Below are 17,636 nucleotides of genomic sequence, written 5' to 3' on the forward strand. Positions count from 1 at the left end.
TTGTTCGTGCCGCCTAAGGGCTCACGCATTCCAAACAGGTTGCGTAAATGCCTTGCGGGTCTGTCATCTTCTGCAGAGCTACCAGTGGTTTCAGCAGCGGTGATATTTGTTGTTGTACTAAATTCAATTCGGCGAAAGGTTTTAGCAAGGATTTAGGAACAAATACTTTTGCATCTTCACCCACCAATTTACGAATAAGCTCTTCTTTAGGCGAAAGCTTCTGCGTAATCAGTTTAACGCTGTAATCTTTTAATTCTGCTTTAGCGGCTGCGGCTGCGATAACATCGTTAAGTGTTCCCAAGTTATCCACCAAGCCAATTTCTTTGGCTTTAGCGCCTGTCCATACATGGCCTTGGGCGATTTCATGGATTGCAGCAACGTCTTGTTTGCGCGCATCTGCCACTAATTTAATAAAGCTTTGATAGGTGTGATCTACGCCAGCTTGAATAACGCTATTCATTTTTGGCGCGAGTGGGCGATCAATGCTTAGCGCGCCGCCCAATTCAGTGGTGCTTATACCATCGGTATTCAAACCGATTTTTTGCAAGCTATTTTCCAGTGTTGGGAATGCACCGAATACGCCTATAGAACCGGTAATGGTGGTTGGCGTTGCCCAAATTTCATCGCCTGCGGTCGCCATCCAATATCCGCCCGAAGCTGCAACGCTACCCATAGAAATATAAACGGGGATATTTCTCTTGCGGATAGCGTCAATTTCGGCGCGAATAATTTCGGAGGCGAAGGCGCTGCCGCCGCCGCTATCGATACGAATAACGAGTGCTTTAATGGACTCATCTTCTTCAATGCCGCGCAACATATCGACAAAGTTTTCACTGCCGATAGCACCGTCCTGTTGATGTCCGTCTTGAATAGTGCCAGAAGCCACCAACAAACCCACTTGCGTTTGCTTTGGCAACTTGTGTACGTGTGCTTCAGCGAGGTATGAGTGAACACCTACGGCATTGTAGAAATTACCTTCATCACTTTTGCCGAATTTTTCGATCAGCATTTTGTCGATTTCATTGCGTGACACTAATTTATCGACAAGCTTTTCGTTGAGTGCCAGTTGCGCGCTATCGCCTTTTACTTCTGCCAATTTAGCATCGAGATTATTGATGAGTTTGTTCAAGCTACCTTCCGGCAACTTGCGTTGGGTTTCCACGGTTTGCGTGTATTGCGCCCAGAGCGCGTTTAGCCATTGCGAGTTATGTTCGCGCGATTCGTCAGACATGTTGTCACGCAAAAAGGGCTCAACATAATCTTTATATTTTCCGGAACGGAACACGTGAACATTCACGCCGAGTTTATCCAGCGCAGATTTATAGTAAGTGATGTAGCGACCAAAGCCTGTGAGCTGAACTTCACCCATGGTGTGTAAATAGATTTCGTCTGCGTAAGATGCGAGGAAGTACTGGTCTTGGCTGTAGCTATCGCTAGTGGCGATAATTTTTTTACCTTTGGCTTTAAATGCATTGAGCGCTTGGCCAATCTCGCTCATTTTGGTGATGCCGCCACCGCCCAAACCACCTAGCTCCAGAACAATGGAATCGATACGTTTGTCGTCGCTTGCACGATTGATGGCATCAACAACATCTCGAACCACGGTTTCGCTGTCTTCCTGTTCATCTTTAAACAGCAAGCTTGCGGTGTCTATATAAGTGCGCTGGTCTACCAACACACCACTCGGCGCTACGCGCAACGCAAATTTTTCCGGCAAGGGTTTGGGCGCACTGCTGCCTATGGCAACAATTAAAATCACCAAAAAGAAAAGAAAGAAAACGTTTAGTACCAAATTACGCAAAAATGTAATCAGGGCGCCTATGCCACCAAAAAAGCGACGAAAAAATCCACGCGGTTTTTGTTGAGGATAATTCACAATCGTGTCCTTAAGGTATTCAGTTAGAAGGAGTGTGCGATATTTGCCGGCCCAAATAGGATTGCTGTTGCATCCAGCGGCTGGTCATCATCGAGGAGATAAATAAAACTACAATCAGAAACGTCATTACCCAATCACTCCAAGCTCCGCGCCCCATAACCAAAGGTGTAAGCCAGATGAAGTAGGGCAAAACGCCAAAACATAACCAACTGTAGGTGCGATATCGCTTTGTAATAAATCCGGGAACAAAAATAAGCAGCGGAATTATTTTTACAAACCACAACTTCAAATTGCTGGCAAAGTCTTGCTCAGTAACTTGACCGGGAGGTGCAAAGTTAAACCAGCTGATTAATACCAAAAATAAAGCGAAGCTTCCGTGAGTAATAAAAAATCCGAGACTGAGCTTTTTGCTAACCTGTGTAAGTGCGCTGTTTAACTCTTCAATGCTCGGCATTGCTGCTTTTGTTTCAGTCATCAAGCTACTCCCAATTTCAGCGCAATATTGGCAACGCGCTTGCCCAAGGCTTGGCACAAACTCATTTCTTCGCCGCTTAATACAGGCGATGTTTCGCCTCCTGCGAAATGCGATGCGCCATAAGGCGAACCACCTGTTCGTGTGGATGACAACGCACTTTCGCTATAAGGAATACCGGTAATTAACATGCCGTGATGCATGAGCGGCAACATCATCGAAAGCAGTGTGCTCTCCTGGCCGCCGTGCAACGTAGACGTGGAGGTGAACACCGCAGCTGGCTTGTTAATCAAATCGCCATTCACCCAATTGCTGCTGGTGCCATCTAAAAAATATTTCATAGGCGCGGCCATATTTCCAAAGCGCGTCGGGCTACCCAAAATTAAACCTGCGCAATTTTTTAAATCACTTTCGCTGCAATAAATTGCACCCGTTGCAGGTACGCTCGGCTCTGTTGCTTCGGTCACTGGCGAAACGGCAGGCACTGTACGCAAGCGTGCTTCAATATTGCCGGCCTGTTCAACACCGCGAGCAATCTGCTGCGCCATGGCTAGGGTTGCGCCTTGGCGGCTGTAATACAAAATTAAAATATAAGGTGTCATGAGCAACTCAAAGAATGGTTAATACGTTTTCTGGAGGGCGCCCTACAACAGCTTTGCCGTTGTTGATGAAAATAGGGCGTTCAATTAATTTGGGGTTGGCGACCATGGTTTTGATAAGTGCGGCTTCGCTAAGTTTCTCGTCGGCCAAATTTAATTCTTTGTAAGCATCTTCGGTTTTGCGCAGCAATTGGCGCGCGCTAATTCCCAAGGTTGCGAGCAGTTCTTTTAATTCTTTTGCGGTTGGTGGCGTGTCCAAGTACAAACGCACATCGGGTTTGCAGCCTTTAGCTTCCAAGAGTTGAAGTGCTTCACGCGATTTTGAGCAGCGAGGGTTGTGGTAAAGTGTGGACATAGTCATCATCTTAAGAAAAGTCGCCATTATAGCCCGATACCTAAAACCTCTATAGAGTTCGGGCGTGTTACGTGAGGATGCATCATTTGTTCAGTCAGGCCAATCATTTCTATCGCGTTAGCCGCCGTTTTTTGTTGTTAGCTTATAGCTTGTATCAAGAGAAGGACTGCCAAAAAAGCGCAGCCTCGCTTACTTACATGACACTGTTTGCCATAGTGCCCATGTTAACCGTGTGTTACTCCATGTTTTCGCTGATTCCCGCGTTTCAATCGGTGGGTGATCAATTCCAGGCACTTATCTTTTCGCAACTGCTGCCTGGTAACGAGCAAGTCATTGCCAAATACCTCAGCGATTTTTCCCAGCAAGCGCGCAAGCTCACCGCCTTCGGCATAGTGTTTTTAATGGTGTCTGCCTACTTTATGCTCAAAAATATTGAGCAAAACTTTAACAGCATTTGGAACGTCACCCGCGCGCGCCGCGGCGTTGCTAACTTCCTGCTTTATTGGGCGATCCTGAGTTTGGGGCCTTTGCTTTTAGGCTTGGCCGTGTTCATGAAAACCTACCTTATTGCCCTACGAACTTTCGTGGGTCATTACGATAGTCTTAGCTTTGTGGATTTCGTGTTCGAATGGTTGCCGTGGTTACTGACTGCATCGGCGTTCACCTTACTGTTTGTTGCTGTGCCCAATTGCAAAGTGCGTTTAAAGCACGCGGCCATAGGCGGTGTGGTAACTCTGGCCATCTTCGAGTTTGTGAAGTTCGTGTTTAGCTTTATGGTGACGCACTCTAACTTCAAGCTCATTTACGGCGCTTTTGCGGCGCTGCCGCTGTTCTTGCTGTGGGTTAATTTGAGCTGGATGGTGATTTTGGGTGGTGCGGTGCTGGTTCGGAGCATAGAGCTGTTTCAGGTCAACTTGCGTGATCGTGCCTACCCGGATTTCTTCGCCTGCTTATTGGTGCTTTGGCAGTTTCATCAAGCGTCTGACAAGGGTAACAGTGTTAAAAACCACGAGTTACTCAATATGGGGCTTTCTAGCACCCAGTGGCAGCGAATCCGCGAAGCCTTGCTCGTCAACAACGTTATTGCGAATACCCAGCTCAATGAGTTTGTTCTGCGGCGCGACCTAGCAAAGCTCACGCTTAACGACGTAAGAAATTTTGTCGGCGAGGTAGATCGCCTCCCCAGCGAGCAAAAACAGCTGGAAAACCTGCCGTGGATTGGCAATGCACGCGACTACCTAGGCACCTTGGATTGTGCCGCCGGCGAGCGTTTTAACATCTCCGTGGAAGACTTCTTCGACCGCCGTTAGAGTATTTGGGAATGTCGGAAAGGTTATTTGTCACCAAAAGGCAAAAATAATCCAGCGAAACGGGAATGGCTGTCTATACTCAGGTTATTCAACCCACTGCAGCCCCATAAAGCACGTTTTATGACCATACCACTTCTCATTTGTGATGACTCCAACATGGCCCGCAAACAGGTGGCCAAATCCCTCCCAGCAGGGTGGGATGTGGAAATTACCTTTGCAACCAATGGATTGGAAGGCATTCAAGCAATTCGGGAAGGTAAGGGCGAGATGGTTTTTCTGGATTTAACCATGCCGGAAATGGACGGCTATCAAGTGCTTGAAGCAGTGAAGTCAGAAGGTTTGGATGCCATGATTATCGTGATTTCCGGTGATATTCAGCCCGACGCCCATGCCCGCGTCACCAAGCTCGGCGCTATGGACTTCATCCAAAAGCCGGTCAACCCCGAAAAGCTCCATGAGGTTCTGCGTAAATTTGGGCTCATGTAAATACAGGCTTGATGCAAGTTAAACGTCACCCAGAATCACCGCTGCCTTAAAAGTCTTTCGTTCCCATTCCGAACAAACCGCGCTAGATTGCCGCTTTTCATTTTGGCGGTGCGGTCACCTATGCAATTCTCCCTTTTCGGCAACAAACTCAGCGGCAACGCAGGCATAGTTCAACTAATGGACGACCTCGGCGATGCCTTGCGAAACAACCCCGATATGATTTTTATGGGGGGCGGCAATCCAGCCCGTATTCCCGCCATGGAAGATGCCTTTGCGGAAGCCCTGGAACAAACCCTTCAAAACCCCCGCGAAGCACATCAGCTTTTGGGCGTATACCAACCCCCTCAAGGCGATACCGATGTCTTGGATTCCATCGCCAAAATGCTAAGCGCCGAGTACGGCTGGCCGCTCACGCGTGACAATATTGCTTTAAGCAACGGCAGCCAATCTGCCTTCTTCGTTCTGTTCAACATGTTTGCAGGCGACTACGGGAACGGAGTTAAAAAGCAAATTCAGTTTCCCCTCGCGCCAGAATATTTGGGCTACAGCGATTTAGGTATTAGCGAAGATATTTTCACCGCAACCCGCCCCAGCATTGAATTACTGGACGATGGATTTTTTAAATACCACGTGGATTTTTCGCAGCTACACATTACCGAAAACACCGGCGCAATTTGCGTCTCTCGCCCCACCAACCCAACGGGTAATGTGATTAGCGATGAAGAGTTGGAACACCTAGATCAGCTCGCGCAAGCCCACGGCGTACCGCTGATTGTAGATGGCGCTTACGGCACGCCATTCCCCAATATTTTATTTGCGGATATCAAACCCCACTGGAACCCCAACACCATACTTGTGCTCAGCCTTTCCAAACTCGGCTTGCCCGGCGCGCGTACCGGCATCGTGATTGCCAACCCGCAAGTGATAAACGCCTTCGCAAAAGCCAACACAATTGTGAACTTGGCCTGTGGAAACTTCGGCCCCGCGCTCGCTAAACAATTATTGGTTGATGGAAAAATTCTGCAGCTCAGCCGCGAAATAGTCGCGCCTTTCTATCGCGAAAAAATGGAAAACGCGGTGCGAATTTTTAAACACCACTTGGGCGATCTCCCTTACCGAATCCACAAACCCGAAGGCGCAATTTTCTTGTGGTTGTGGTTTAAAGATTTGCCCATCACCAGCGAAGAACTTTACCAACGCCTAAAAGCCCGCGGTGTTTTGGTTATTTCCGGTCATCACTTTTTTCCTGGGTTAGATGAGGAGTGGCAGCATAGTCACGAATGTATTCGTGTGACCTATTGTCAGGATGCGAGTGTGGTGGAGGCGGGGGCTAGGATTATTGCGGAAGAGGTAAGAAACGTTTTTGCCTAAAATAGAGTGCGGGTCAGTTGCAGAGTGATAACTTAATTATTGGTTTAATTTTGATTTTTTTCATTTAGAAGATTAACAAATGATTTCATGTCGAATACAGCTTTTACCCCTAAGCTTCCTATAAAAATTAAAATAATTCCCGCCGCTAGCTGCTCTTTAAGAAATAAAAATATAAAACCGGACAGTAAATAGCAAAACAAAGCCAGGAATAAATATAGGCGAGCTTTAAATGCGTACTTTTGTTTTATGGAAGCAAGATTCGTCGCTTTGAAAATCTCGATTATTAAATTGGTTTGGTTTGGAGAGTAGATGGCATAGCAGTCATCTCCAATTCTGAGGCGAGTTTCTTTCAATAATCTTGTCTGTAATCTTATTCCATTAATGGTGAACACGTGCTGATATACGTATCCTGCGTTTGTGTTGATGCCTCGATCAATTTGTATGTCTGTAATCCTGCCTCTGAGTATTCTCATTGTTTTTCCTTGCTACCATCTCTGTAAGCCTTAATACAAATCAATTTATATATCCGTCGTCATCCTCGCGCAGCGGGACTAAACACAAAGTGTTTGAACAACCATGGGTTGACCCGAAGGGTGAGCAAAGCGAGTAATCCAGCTTTTGAAAACGAACGTCAACGGCTGGATCCCCGCTACGCGAGGATGACGATTCCCGGCTTAACAATATTTTGGTGCTGCATTTGCTGTGAAAAACATTTACTTCCGCCAAAACCACTTCTTCGGCGGTGCTGTTAATTCTGCAATCTGCGCCTGCTTGTGTTCGTCGTCGGTAAACCAATAATAATCGTGCTTGGTTTTGGGTTTTATCCAGCCGGTAAAGGGGGCGATGTGCTCTACGTGTAGCGCGGGCATGCCGAGTTTGCGGTCGGCGTTAAAGCTGCGGTTCCAGTCCACTAAAATATCGCGTTTGGCCGTGGCGATAGCGAGCTCTTCGGTTTGCGCTTTTATTAAACGAGAAGCGATAAAACCAACAACGGGTTCGGTGCGGTTATAGTTTTCAAAGAAAATATTCGCGCCGGAAATTACAACTTTGTAGTGCATCATTTGATAAACAGTTTCACTTAATCTAAATCGACATCCGTTTTAGCGGAATGCAAGGGTACAGACACCGGCATTTTTTGGAAGAGCTTGCTGAAGTGTTGTTGCACTTTAGCAATGTTCATTAATCCCATACCACTGGAAAAACCAAACCATACATACAAGCCGTTTAAGTCACGGAACATGGACGGTAAATATTTTGGCGCAACTATAACGCCTTCCAAATAACGCTCATACAACAGCGGTAAATCGTCCAGCGTTACTTTGCCCACGAATAGCATGGGAATAATTTCGGGCACGCCGGACTGAATGGCGCTGCGAATAAAATTCACGTTTTCAACAAAGCCTTTTACGTAGGAAATGTCTTTAGTGAACACTGAGCCGCCGCTTAAAGTGCCGCCGCGAAATACGCGTTGTGTTACGCGGTAACTGTCGTGTTCGCTAATACCGCGATCCAAAAAGTGTTTGTACACTTCGCAAAAGTTTGCGCCTTGTTCGGCTAAATCTACCGCTACTACGCGGTCGCTAATGCGCCGCGCGCGCTGCGGGAACGAGCTGAAGGTGAGTGTTTCCATCAACACCGCCATGCCTTCCTGAATCGCGGTAATGCGCGGTGAGCCTACGCTCAACCACGTTGCCCAAGGTTGCTGGCGGCCATTGATTGTGGTGCCTATGTGTACCCAGCCTTCGTGAACCTCTAACACCTGCAAGTCCAGTTCGGAGAAAAGCGCACGGCGATTCACTTTTATACAGTCGCCCCCGGCGGATGCGTCGGACACTATGTCATCGCTGATCTCGACGCGCACTTCGCCTTTGTCGAAATAGTCGTTCATGCGTGCACGTAACCTGTCTACCGCTTGCTCGGAGCTGATGTTACTGGGGTAGGGGCGGTTAAGGTGTTCTACAGCAGGGAGTGAGAATAAATAGCAAAGGCGCTCGCCCATTTCGCGCAGAGTTTTGCGGTCGCCACGAATTTTGTCCTGCGCAGATCCGTAAAGCAGTTTGCTGTAGTAACCGAACTGTGGCGTGCCACGCGCCTTCAAAAGTTCTATAACGATTTGATACTGATCGATGGTGGCGAGGAGTATCTGGCCGAGCGCATCGCCACGCCCAAGGTCACGGCGCACATCGGCTTTGAGTTCTTTGAGTTGTTGGTAAACTTTTTCGGGATCGAAAGCGAGGCGTTGGTTTTGGTAAAAATCTGCTGGAAGCTGCGGCAGTTCGCGGCCGCCTTGGGCACAAAAACGGGCTTCGAGTTCGCTGGGCCATTTGATCGCATCCAAAATGCGAATCGGTTTTTGCAGGGCTACCAAGCGATTGGATAGACTTCGCAAACGCTCCAGATAGGCTTGATTCGTCATAAGGGATGGTCATCAAAAGGGCGATAAGGCAACAGCGGTGCGGTTGAGAACCGTAAAGCTGTATCGACGCGCCCATTCTAACGGGTGGCCGCGCCGCATAAAAGGTTAAAATCGCTTGCCTGCACTTGCCGGGGCAGCGTAAATTTCCGGCCTCGCAACGCGTGGGGATGTCTTTCAGCAAACGGGGTTAGGTGTTCATGGGGTTTGTCGCACTGGAGAAGCTGCATCAGCTACACGATGGCTACCGCCGCGTATTTCGGTTGGCGGGCAGGGAGTGGATTCTCCTGCAAGAGGAAGGCAAGGTTTACTGCATTGCCAACCAATGCCCCCATCTGCAGGCTCCGCTGGCGCAAGCCAGCATTGCACGGCACGTATTGCGGTGCCCTAGCCATGGTATTGAGTTTGATTTACGTACCGGCATGCCGGTTGATCCGCGCAGCTGTCGCCACGCCTTAGCTCGCTTGCCGCTCATTTATGAGGGTAATCAAATTGGGTTGGATTTAACGGCGTAAACGGCTGAGCGTTAAACCAATTTGCATTTTGCAATTTTTTAACATCGTCCAGGCGCTTACCTAAAAGCTAGGCGCCTTGGTTTATTTTCTGATTTGTATTGCAAGGTAAAAACTATGTCTTTTATTGCTCGTTTATTCGGTAAAAAACCGCAACCAAAACAACCAGCGGAGAAAAAGTCCGTTAATTTAGAGACACTATCGCCCGATGCATTGGTCAGTATCATTAAAAGTGCTGAAGACGATGCTGTGCGAATTGCTGCCCTTCAAAAGGTAAACGATCAAGAAACCTTACTCAGTCTGGCGGGTATAACCGAAACCTCAAGCCTGAACGCGAGTGTGCAAAAAGCATCAAAGCAGCGTTTGTCCGCCCTGGTTGAGGCCGGTGAAGTTGATGCGGATCGCCTCAGCCAGCAAGTGAAAGATAAAACCGCATTACTCGCGCTCTTGAGTGCTAACAAGGCGATGTTTGAAAAAGCCTTCGGCGATATTACCGATCAATCCGAGTTGGCGAAATTTGCGCTGGAAGGCAGCACTAGCAAACTGCGCCAAAGCGCCGCAGGGAAAATTACCGACAAAGCGGTATTGCAACAGTTATTGAAAGATACCAAAACCAAAGACAAAACCGTTTTTAAAATTGTTAAAGAAAAATGCGACCTGTTCAGAGAAGAAGAAAAACGCGTTGCGGAAATCTTGGTCGCTGTTACCGCAGCAGTTCAAGCTTTGGAACAACACAGCAATCGCCCATTTGATGGTCAGTTCGCTGCGAAATTCGGTTACTTGCAACAGCAATGGGAAGCAAAGAAAGCTGATGCAACTAGCGAAATAAGTGCGCGCGCTGCTCAAGCCATCAGCAAATGCCAACAAACTATAGACAATATTTCCGCTGAACAACGCGCACAAGAACAAGCCCGCGCTGCTGAAACTGCGGCGGTGGAAGAGCGCAAAGCGCACATTCAACAATTACAAGCTTTGTTGTTATCCATTGTAAGTTCAGACGTAAATGTTGAAGAAACCCAAGCCCTGCTTAGATTATTGAATTCAGCGTGGGAATCTTTAAATGCAACCAAAGCAGCTAGCACCAGCGAACAAAAAACGGTGGCGAACCTGCGCCGTATTATTGATGAAGAGCTTGCACAGCAGGCCGCTTCCGGCAGCTTGGCCGCACACAAAGCTCGCTTTGAGCAGTTGGTTTCCGAGGCTTCCGCCGAAGCGAATGCGCAGTACCAATCACTGAAAAAGCGCGTAAATGCGTTAAGCGCTTCGTTCAAAGAAGAAGTGCCAGAGATTGTTGCAGCAGCGCGGAATAGCTACGAAGAATGGGAAAAAGTAGCGGAGAAAAAGGCCGCCGAGTTGCAAAGCCTTCAGCGTCACATTGGTGGATTAATTCGAAAAGCGAATGAAACCGTGAGTTCCGGCGTCTTAGGTAAATCGATGGGCATTCGTCGTGCCATTGATGAAAAAATCAAAAAGCTGGAAAGCTTACCCAATCACCTCGCCAATCAGCTTGAGCAGTTAGATGAAACCTTGAGCAAATTGCAAGATTGGAAAAACTACGCTGTTCAACCTAAAAAACACGAGTTAATTGCTCAGCTTGAAGCACTGGAAAACTCGCAAGAACACCCGGAAAGTCTCGCCAACAAAATCAAACGCATTCAAGACGAGTGGCGCGCACTGAGCAAAGGTGGTAAAGATCAAGATCAGGAGCTTTGGGAAAAATTCCACGAGCTTGCGCAAAAAGTCTATCAGCCCTGTCGCGATTATTTCGCAGAGCAAGCCGCGCTTCGCCACAGAAATTTGGATTCCTGCAAACAATTGGTTGCGCAGCTGAAAGACTATGTGCAAAACCACAATTGGGAAGCTGCTAACTGGAAAGATGTAGAAAAAGTCATCCGCGTGGCGCGTTCAGAATGGCGTAACTACACCCCAACAGAACGTGCCGCTACGCAACCTGTGTTGGCTGAGTTTGAATCTGTGTTGGGGGCGATTCAACAAAAGTTGAATGAAGAATTTGCTAAAAACGCCGAACTCAAAAAGGCTTTGATTGCTGAAGCAAAAACTTTGGTTGATGTAGAAGATTCACGCAAAGCCACCGATGAAGTTAAAAAACTTCAAGCTCGTTGGCAAACCATTGGCGCAAGCCTACGCAAAGAAGAACAGCAGTTATGGCATGAATTCCGCGATAGTTGCGATGCTGTTTTTGCCAAGCGCCAGCAGCAATCTGCAGAGTTCAAAGCTGAGTTGGATGCAAACCTCGCCAGCGCAAATAACCTCATTAGCGAACTAGAACACTTGGCTCAGCTGAATGGGCAAGCGCTGACGGATGCACGCAAGCGCGTGGACGAAATTCGTCAGGCATTTTCGGGTATTGGGCAATTCCCCAAAGCGCAAGTGAACGACGTTAAAGCCGCGTTTAGTCGTGCTATAGACTCTTTTGAGCAAAAAGTAAAAGACGAGCGTAACGCACTCAAGCAGCAGATTTGGGTGAATTTGTTTTCAGCAAACAAAACCGTCAACGATTACGAGCTTGCGTTGGTCAAAGGTAAGTTGCCTGATTTGGCAGACCAAGCTGAGCTGCAAACCAGCATTGAATCAATCGAGCAATGGCCAGCCGGTGGATTAAAAGCCATTCAACAAAAACTCGCGCGCGCGAACGCCAGTGCCGATTTAGCGGCAAACCTTAACGCCTTACGCGAGTTGTGCGTACGTGCAGAAATACTGACGGAAACTGCGACACCTGCAGAAGAGCAGTCTCTGCGCACTGCGTTCCAAGTAAATCAGTTACAACAAAATTTCGGCCGTAAAATTCAAGATGCCGCGGCCGAAATGGAAAATCTGGTGTTCGATTGGGTGGCAACAGGTGCTGTAGAAGCAAATCAATATGATGCATTGTTTGAACGTTTTAACGCTTGCAGACTAAAAGCCGCGAATTGAGAATAATTAAAGGTCAATCAGGACATTACTTTGAAGACTGATTTATTAATAGAAAGCATATTGGTTGGTGATGTCACTCCTAATGATTTTTATGATTGGGCCTCATCATACATTCTTGCGGGAGATGATTCTGAAAATATTAATATTTTGGTTGGTCTTGCGTCAGAGAAAAAGCCTTCGAATCACGAGTTAATCCGCTATTTTAAGTATGCATTGTTGGATAAAGGGTTTTCTTTCCCAGCGGAGCCTAGGCAAAGTTACACAGAAAATAGGTTTAGGGCTGATTTTGAGAGGCTTATTTTAAGCATAACCGAAGATGAGCTTCTATTCATTGCCAGTGCCGATCATGCACAGGAAGTAGGGGAGCATTATGCAGCGCTTAAAAACCTGATTTTTGAGCGAAGGGGAGTGCCCAGTGAAGAAATGTATTGGTTCCCGTACGAGTGTATTGAACTTAGTAGATGGTCTATCGAAAAGGGGCATGAGCGTGAATTTGCGATATCGAATTGCATCATTGCGCAAGCAATCATAGTGGGTGCAGATGTCAATAATGATGCTAGCTACATGCTTGAAAAATTAATGGTTGCATATGGCGAGCTGCCTTTTGAGTTAAACAAATTAGTAGTTGGTCACGTAACCTTTGCTGCAAGATGCCAAAAATATAAGCGCGACTATGAATCTGTCATCAACAACTAAATCGGGCCATAGCGAATGCGCGTGATGCGGCTGTTCAAGCGGCTCTTATTGCTCGCGTTACTGGTTTTGCTCGGTTATCAGCTGTGGGTGTTGGCTTGGCTTTTGTGGTGGAAATCGAATCCGCCTGCGGAAACTCACTTTATGGAAATCCGCTTGGATGAGCTGCAGGAAAAGAATCCGCAAGCCAAGTTGCAATATCAATGGGTTCCCTACGAAAAGATTTCGGCCAATTTGAAGCGTGCCGTGGTTGCTGCTGAAGATGACAAATTCATGGAGCACAGCGGCTTTGATTGGGAGGGAATCGAATACGCGCTCAAAAAGAACCAGCGCAAGGGCAAGAAAGTCGCGGGTGGTTCAACTATTACTCAGCAGCTCGCCAAAAATCTCTTTTTGTCCCCGTCTCGCTCTTATCTTCGCAAAATTGAAGAAGCCGTTATTACAGTGATGATTGAGTCGCTGTGGAGCAAACGCCGGATTTTGGAGGTTTACCTCAATGTGGTGGAGTGGGGTAATGGTGTTTTCGGTGCCGAGGCTGGTGCCCGCAAGCAGTTTGGTCAATCAGCCGCTTATTTGAGTGAGCCCCAAGCGGCACACATGGCAGTTATGCTTCCCAGCCCGCGTCGTTTTGAAAAGCGTTTTCCTGCTTACGTCGCTGAACATGCTCGATCTGTACAAGAGCGTATGCGATATTCAAGCATTCCCCGCTAGTTTGGTTGTTTTTCGTCCCAAATCACCTTGATTCTTGGCGTTTTAAACCCACATGAGCAGTTCTCGCTGGCGGCTCCTTAGGCTATAATCGCGAGCTTTTTCGGGGTTTCGCCTTTGAAATTTGGTTGTTAATTACGTTTTGAGGTGATTGTTGTGCCTATTTATGAATACCGATGCGCGTCTTGCGGTCATGAATTGGAAGCTTTACAGAAGTTAAGTGATGCACCCCTCGTGGATTGTCCAGCCTGCCACAAACCTAATTTAAGCAAGCAAATCTCTGCAGCAGGGTTTCGTTTGAAAGGCGGTGGCTGGTACGAAACCGATTTTAAATCGGGCAATAAAAAGAATTTAGCGGGCGATTCAGGTTCGAGCTCATCCAGCTCATCCAGCACTGCCAGCACCAAAGCCGCGGACTAATCGGTCCGCGCAACTCATCAAATCTATACATATACAAAACGGGATAATGCTATGCGCAGCCAATACTGCGGTGCTTTGAGTGCCGCTCATATCGATCAAGAAGTCACCCTGTCTGGTTGGGTGGATCGTCGTCGCGATCACGGTGGAGTAATTTTTATCGACCTGCGCGACCGCGAAGGTATTGTGCAAGTAGTATTTGATCCGGATGCAAAAGACAATTTCGCGTTAGCCGATAAAGTACGTGGCGAATACGTGTTGCAAGTTACGGGTAAAGTTCGTGCTCGCGCGGCCGCAACCGTTAACCCAAACATGGCAACGGGTGAAATCGAGGTTTATGGTACGGCGTTGAAAATCCTCAACGAAGCCGAAACCATTCCATTCCCATTGGATTCATTTTCAAACGTGGGCGAAGAAACCCGTTTGAAATATCGCTTCCTCGATTTGCGCCGCTTGGAAATGCAAAAGAGTTTGCGCTTCCGTTCAAAAGTCACCAGCGCAATTCGCAATTATTTAGATCGCAATAACTTTTTGGATATCGAAACTCCAATTCTCACTCGTGCAACGCCAGAAGGTGCGCGTGATTATTTGGTGCCATCGCGTACCCACGAAAACAAATTCTTCGCCTTGCCACAATCTCCACAATTGTTTAAGCAATTGTTGATGGTCGCCGGTTTCGATCGTTACTACCAAATCGCAAAATGCTTCCGCGATGAAGATTTGCGTGCAGATCGCCAACCAGAATTTACCCAAATCGATATCGAAACCTCATTCATGACCCAAGATCAGATTATGTCTGTAACTGAAGGCATGATTCGCGAAGTCTTTAAAGATTTGAAAGGTGTTGAGTTCGATGAATTACAACGCATGCCTTTTTCTGAAGCCATCGCAAAATACGGTTCAGACAAACCTGATATGCGTATTCCGTTGGAATTGGTGGACATCAAAGATCTCGTCACCGAAGTTGATTTCAAAGTATTTGCTGGCCCAGCGAACGATCCAAAATCTCGCGTAACTGCACTGAAAGTTCCCGGCGGTAACGAGAAGCTAACCCGTAAGCAAATCGACGATTACACCAAGTTCGTTAGCATCTACGGTGCTAAAGGTTTGGCGTACATTAAAGTTAACGACAAGTCAGATTTGGAAGAAGGTCTGCAATCTCCAATCGTTAAAAACCTTCCTGTTCCAGTGCGCGCTGCAATCCTTGAGCGTGTTGGTGCAGAAAACGGCGATTTGATTTTCTTCGGCGCTGACAAACACAAAATCGTTACCGAAGCCTTGGGCGCGTTGCGTTGCAAACTCGGTGCAGATTTGAATTTGTACACCAAAGAATGGGCGATGTTGTGGGTTGTTGATTTCCCAATGTTTGAAGAATTGGATGATGGTAGCTTGACGGCAATTCACCACCCATTCACAGCTCCTTCTTGCACACCAGAAGAATTAGCTGCTAACCCAGCAACTGCATTATCACAAGCTTACGATTTGGTATTGAACGGTACCGAATTGGGCGGTGGTTCTGTGCGTATCCACACCAAAGAAATGCAACAAACTGTGTTCGGCATTTTGGGTATTAGCGAAGAAGAACAACGTGAGAAATTTGGTTTCTTGTTGGATGCATTGAAATATGGTGCACCACCACACGGCGGTTTGGCGTTCGGTTTGGATCGCTTGATTATGTTGATGATTGGCGCAAGCTCAATCCGCGACGTGATCGCATTCCCCAAAACTCAAAGCGCTGCGTGCGTAATGACCGATGCTCCAGGTTTTGTGGACGATTTGCAATTGCGTGAACTGCATATTCGTCTGCGTAAAAAAGAAAAAGCCGAAGCTGTGCCGGTTGAAGGTGCAGAATACGGAATGTAATTTGAATCCGTGAGTTCCGAAAAGAGGGTGGGCAATGCCCGCCCTTTTTTATTTATCAAGAAAATATACGCAAACAGAAAAATGAATAAAACAGGGAGTCGTCATCCTCGCGTAGCGGGGATCCAGCTGTTTAAATATCATTCGTAAAAGCAAAAGCTGGATACCCGTTGCGCGAGGATGACGACTCCCTACTAAATGTAGAAAATATTAATCGAGAGATTAGTCATGGCCGGACATTCCAAATGGCACAACATGCGTCACCGCAAAGCGCGTCAAGATGCCAAACGCGTAAAAATCTTTACCAAGTTAATTCGTGAAATTACCGTCGCCGCAAAAAGCAGCGCAAACATTGCCGATAATCCGCGTTTGCGCGCTGCTGTGGATGATGCGCTCTATAACAATATGAAGCGCGACTCAATTGAAAAGGCCATCGCGCGCGGTGCAGGCACAACAGAAGCGGATAATTACGAAGAGTTAACCTACGAAGGTTACGGCGTAAATGGCGTAGCATTTATTGTTGAATGTATGACCGATAACCGTAACCGTACCGCAGGTGAAGTTCGCCACGCGTTTGATAAACGCGGCGGAAATCTCGGCACTAACGGTTCTGTTTCTTATTTGTTTGCGCGCAAAGGCCAAATCAGTTTTGCCGCGGGTGTTAATGAGGACGCATTGATGGAAGCTGCACTTGAAGCGGGTGCAGATGATGTTGTCACCAATGAAGATGGCTCCATTGATATCTTTACTGCGTTTGAAGATTACCTCAATGTAAAAGATGCATTGATCGCAGCCGGTTTTAAACCAGAGCATTCAGAAATCATAATGCAGCCTTCATTGACCGTATCCCTCGATAAAGATCAGGCAGAAAAAATTATTGCGCTAATCGATATGTTGGAAGACCTAGATGATGTGCAGAAGGTTTATACCAATGCTGATATTTCTGAAGAAATCATGGAGCAAATTGGCTGAGCTTCTTAGTTAACTTGCGGGGCGGGCTTACTCGCATGCCCGTCTCGCAAATCCTCGCGCGCTTGCTTGCCTAGTTTTATTGCCTGTGTAACACTGTACGTATTTCCAGTCTTTGGCAAGTTTGGTCTTCTATATGGCGCTTATCCTCGGCATAGATCCCGGCTCACGTAAAACCGGCTTTGGCATTATCAATGCCATCGGCAACAAGACCGAATATGTCACCAGCGGTGTTATCCGCATCCCCGAGATTGAGCTGTCAGAACGCCTAAAAATCATCTTCAACTCCATCACCCAAATCATTAATCAGTATTCCCCGCAGGAAATGGCTATCGAACAAGTGTTTATGGCGAAGAACGCGGCGTCTGCATTAAAGCTTGGGCAGGCGAGGGGCGCGGCGATAGTTGCAGCGGTTGCGCTTGAGCTACCTGTTTCGGAGTATGAGGCTCGCAAAGTAAAGCAATCGGTCGTCGGTAACGGTGCTGCGGATAAGCTGCAAGTACAGCACATGGTTAAAACACTACTGCGGTTGCCCGCTGCACCTCAAGAAGATGCCGCCGATGCCCTAGCCGTAGCACTCTGCCATGCAAACAGCTCACAACATTTAATTAAGCTTGCCGGGTCGGTCAGTTTCCGGCGCGGAAGGGTGGTTTAACGCCGC

At 47.4% G+C, this 17,636-nt stretch carries 18 protein-coding genes; 11 read left to right on the forward strand and 7 right to left on the reverse strand.

Going from position 1 to position 17,636, the window contains the following annotated elements; genetic code table 11:
• Positions 1–13: 13 nt before the first annotated feature.
• Genes sppA through arsC form a run of 4 tightly spaced genes read right to left on the reverse strand, consistent with a single transcriptional unit; the run spans position 14 to position 3,302 of the window.
• Entirely contained in the window at positions 14–1,876 is a 1,863-nt protein-coding gene (gene sppA, locus U1F02_RS12025) for a signal peptide peptidase SppA (RefSeq protein ID WP_409990644.1), read from the reverse strand.
• A 19-nt stretch (positions 1,877–1,895) separates the two neighbouring features.
• Entirely contained in the window at positions 1,896–2,351 is a 456-nt protein-coding gene (locus U1F02_RS12030) for a DUF2069 domain-containing protein (RefSeq protein ID WP_409990645.1), read from the reverse strand.
• Positions 2,351–2,950, reverse strand: a complete 600-nt coding sequence (gene wrbA / locus U1F02_RS12035) for an NAD(P)H:quinone oxidoreductase (RefSeq protein ID WP_409990646.1) — start codon at positions 2,948–2,950, stop codon at positions 2,351–2,353. Before wrbA ends, U1F02_RS12030 begins: the two co-directional genes overlap by 1 nt.
• A 7-nt stretch (positions 2,951–2,957) precedes the next feature.
• Positions 2,958–3,302, reverse strand: a complete 345-nt coding sequence (gene arsC / locus U1F02_RS12040) for an arsenate reductase (glutaredoxin) (protein WP_409990647.1) — start codon at positions 3,300–3,302, stop codon at positions 2,958–2,960.
• A gap of 77 nt (positions 3,303–3,379) precedes the next feature.
• On the opposite strand from arsC, the gene U1F02_RS12045 reads away from it, so the two are divergent.
• From U1F02_RS12045 to U1F02_RS12055, 3 genes are all read left to right on the forward strand, one after another.
• The gene (locus U1F02_RS12045) at positions 3,380–4,612 is read left to right on the forward strand and encodes a YihY family inner membrane protein (protein ID WP_409990824.1); all 1,233 of its coding nucleotides are present in this window, start codon (positions 3,380–3,382) and stop codon (positions 4,610–4,612) included.
• A gap of 120 nt (positions 4,613–4,732) precedes the next feature.
• A complete protein-coding gene (locus U1F02_RS12050) occupies positions 4,733–5,098 on the forward strand; it encodes a response regulator (RefSeq protein WP_409990648.1) in 366 nt (121 codons plus the stop codon).
• 120 nt (positions 5,099–5,218) lie between these two features.
• Positions 5,219–6,469 (forward strand): valine--pyruvate transaminase, encoded by a 1,251-nt coding sequence (locus tag U1F02_RS12055; protein ID WP_409990649.1) that lies wholly within the window; start codon positions 5,219–5,221, stop codon positions 6,467–6,469.
• A 44-nt stretch (positions 6,470–6,513) separates the two neighbouring features.
• Here the strand turns inward: U1F02_RS12055 and U1F02_RS12060 are convergent, their stop codons facing one another.
• The 3 genes from U1F02_RS12060 to U1F02_RS12070 form a co-directional block, all read right to left on the reverse strand.
• The gene (locus U1F02_RS12060; RefSeq protein WP_409990650.1) at positions 6,514–6,942 is read right to left on the reverse strand and encodes a hypothetical protein; all 429 of its coding nucleotides are present in this window, start codon (positions 6,940–6,942) and stop codon (positions 6,514–6,516) included.
• 240 nt (positions 6,943–7,182) lie between these two features.
• Positions 7,183–7,530 (reverse strand): hypothetical protein, encoded by a 348-nt coding sequence (locus U1F02_RS12065; protein WP_409990651.1) that lies wholly within the window; start codon positions 7,528–7,530, stop codon positions 7,183–7,185.
• Between the two features lie 17 nt (positions 7,531–7,547).
• Positions 7,548–8,885, reverse strand: coding sequence for a flavohemoglobin expression-modulating QEGLA motif protein (locus tag U1F02_RS12070; RefSeq protein WP_409990652.1), 1,338 nt, complete (start codon positions 8,883–8,885; stop codon positions 7,548–7,550).
• A 197-nt stretch (positions 8,886–9,082) separates the two neighbouring features.
• Between U1F02_RS12070 and U1F02_RS12075 the strand changes: the two genes are divergently transcribed.
• From U1F02_RS12075 to ruvC, 8 genes are all read left to right on the forward strand, one after another.
• The gene (locus U1F02_RS12075) at positions 9,083–9,397 is read left to right on the forward strand and encodes a Rieske (2Fe-2S) protein (RefSeq protein WP_409990653.1); all 315 of its coding nucleotides are present in this window, start codon (positions 9,083–9,085) and stop codon (positions 9,395–9,397) included.
• A gap of 114 nt (positions 9,398–9,511) precedes the next feature.
• Positions 9,512–12,328 (forward strand): DUF349 domain-containing protein, encoded by a 2,817-nt coding sequence (locus tag U1F02_RS12080; RefSeq protein WP_409990654.1) that lies wholly within the window; start codon positions 9,512–9,514, stop codon positions 12,326–12,328.
• 30 nt (positions 12,329–12,358) lie between these two features.
• Positions 12,359–13,024 (forward strand): hypothetical protein, encoded by a 666-nt coding sequence (locus U1F02_RS12085; protein ID WP_409990655.1) that lies wholly within the window; start codon positions 12,359–12,361, stop codon positions 13,022–13,024.
• Positions 13,025–13,048: 24 nt separating this feature from the next.
• Entirely contained in the window at positions 13,049–13,732 is a 684-nt protein-coding gene (gene mtgA / locus U1F02_RS12090) for a monofunctional biosynthetic peptidoglycan transglycosylase (RefSeq protein ID WP_409990656.1), read from the forward strand.
• A 153-nt stretch (positions 13,733–13,885) separates the two neighbouring features.
• On the forward strand, positions 13,886–14,149 hold the full coding sequence (locus tag U1F02_RS12095; protein WP_409990657.1) for an FmdB family zinc ribbon protein: 264 nt from the start codon (positions 13,886–13,888) through the stop codon (positions 14,147–14,149).
• 51 nt (positions 14,150–14,200) lie between these two features.
• A complete protein-coding gene (gene aspS, locus U1F02_RS12100; protein ID WP_409990658.1) occupies positions 14,201–16,009 on the forward strand; it encodes an aspartate--tRNA ligase in 1,809 nt (602 codons plus the stop codon).
• A 225-nt stretch (positions 16,010–16,234) separates the two neighbouring features.
• Positions 16,235–16,978: a YebC/PmpR family DNA-binding transcriptional regulator gene (locus U1F02_RS12105; protein WP_409990659.1), complete on the forward strand. Its 744-nt coding sequence runs from the start codon at positions 16,235–16,237 to the stop codon at positions 16,976–16,978.
• A gap of 133 nt (positions 16,979–17,111) precedes the next feature.
• The gene (gene ruvC / locus U1F02_RS12110; RefSeq protein WP_409990660.1) at positions 17,112–17,630 is read left to right on the forward strand and encodes a crossover junction endodeoxyribonuclease RuvC; all 519 of its coding nucleotides are present in this window, start codon (positions 17,112–17,114) and stop codon (positions 17,628–17,630) included.
• The last annotated feature ends 6 nt before the right edge of the window (positions 17,631–17,636 follow it).

Source organism: Cellvibrio sp., from assembly GCF_046347455.1.
In the GTDB taxonomy this organism is placed as follows: Bacteria; Pseudomonadota; Gammaproteobacteria; order Pseudomonadales; family Cellvibrionaceae; genus Cellvibrio.

What these genes read in the sequence shown, in the direction of transcription:
- U1F02_RS12030 (WP_409990645.1), bottom strand. Translation starts at nt 2,351, where the DNA reads ATGACTGAAACAAAAGCAGCAATGCCGAGCATTGAAGAGTTAAACAGC.
- wrbA (WP_409990646.1), bottom strand. Translation starts at nt 2,950, where the DNA reads ATGACACCTTATATTTTAATTTTGTATTACAGCCGCCAAGGCGCAACC.
- arsC (WP_409990647.1), bottom strand. Translation starts at nt 3,302, where the DNA reads ATGTCCACACTTTACCACAACCCTCGCTGCTCAAAATCGCGTGAAGCA.
- U1F02_RS12045 (WP_409990824.1), top strand. Translation starts at nt 3,380, where the DNA reads ATGCATCATTTGTTCAGTCAGGCCAATCATTTCTATCGCGTTAGCCGC.
- U1F02_RS12050 (WP_409990648.1), top strand. Translation starts at nt 4,733, where the DNA reads ATGACCATACCACTTCTCATTTGTGATGACTCCAACATGGCCCGCAAA.
- U1F02_RS12055 (WP_409990649.1), top strand. Translation starts at nt 5,219, where the DNA reads ATGCAATTCTCCCTTTTCGGCAACAAACTCAGCGGCAACGCAGGCATA.
- U1F02_RS12060 (WP_409990650.1), bottom strand. Translation starts at nt 6,942, where the DNA reads ATGAGAATACTCAGAGGCAGGATTACAGACATACAAATTGATCGAGGC.
- U1F02_RS12065 (WP_409990651.1), bottom strand. Translation starts at nt 7,530, where the DNA reads ATGATGCACTACAAAGTTGTAATTTCCGGCGCGAATATTTTCTTTGAA.
- U1F02_RS12070 (WP_409990652.1), bottom strand. Translation starts at nt 8,885, where the DNA reads ATGACGAATCAAGCCTATCTGGAGCGTTTGCGAAGTCTATCCAATCGC.
- U1F02_RS12075 (WP_409990653.1), top strand. Translation starts at nt 9,083, where the DNA reads ATGGGGTTTGTCGCACTGGAGAAGCTGCATCAGCTACACGATGGCTAC.
- U1F02_RS12080 (WP_409990654.1), top strand. Translation starts at nt 9,512, where the DNA reads ATGTCTTTTATTGCTCGTTTATTCGGTAAAAAACCGCAACCAAAACAA.
- mtgA (WP_409990656.1), top strand. Translation starts at nt 13,049, where the DNA reads ATGCGGCTGTTCAAGCGGCTCTTATTGCTCGCGTTACTGGTTTTGCTC.
- aspS (WP_409990658.1), top strand. Translation starts at nt 14,201, where the DNA reads ATGCGCAGCCAATACTGCGGTGCTTTGAGTGCCGCTCATATCGATCAA.
- U1F02_RS12105 (WP_409990659.1), top strand. Translation starts at nt 16,235, where the DNA reads ATGGCCGGACATTCCAAATGGCACAACATGCGTCACCGCAAAGCGCGT.
- ruvC (WP_409990660.1), top strand. Translation starts at nt 17,112, where the DNA reads ATGGCGCTTATCCTCGGCATAGATCCCGGCTCACGTAAAACCGGCTTT.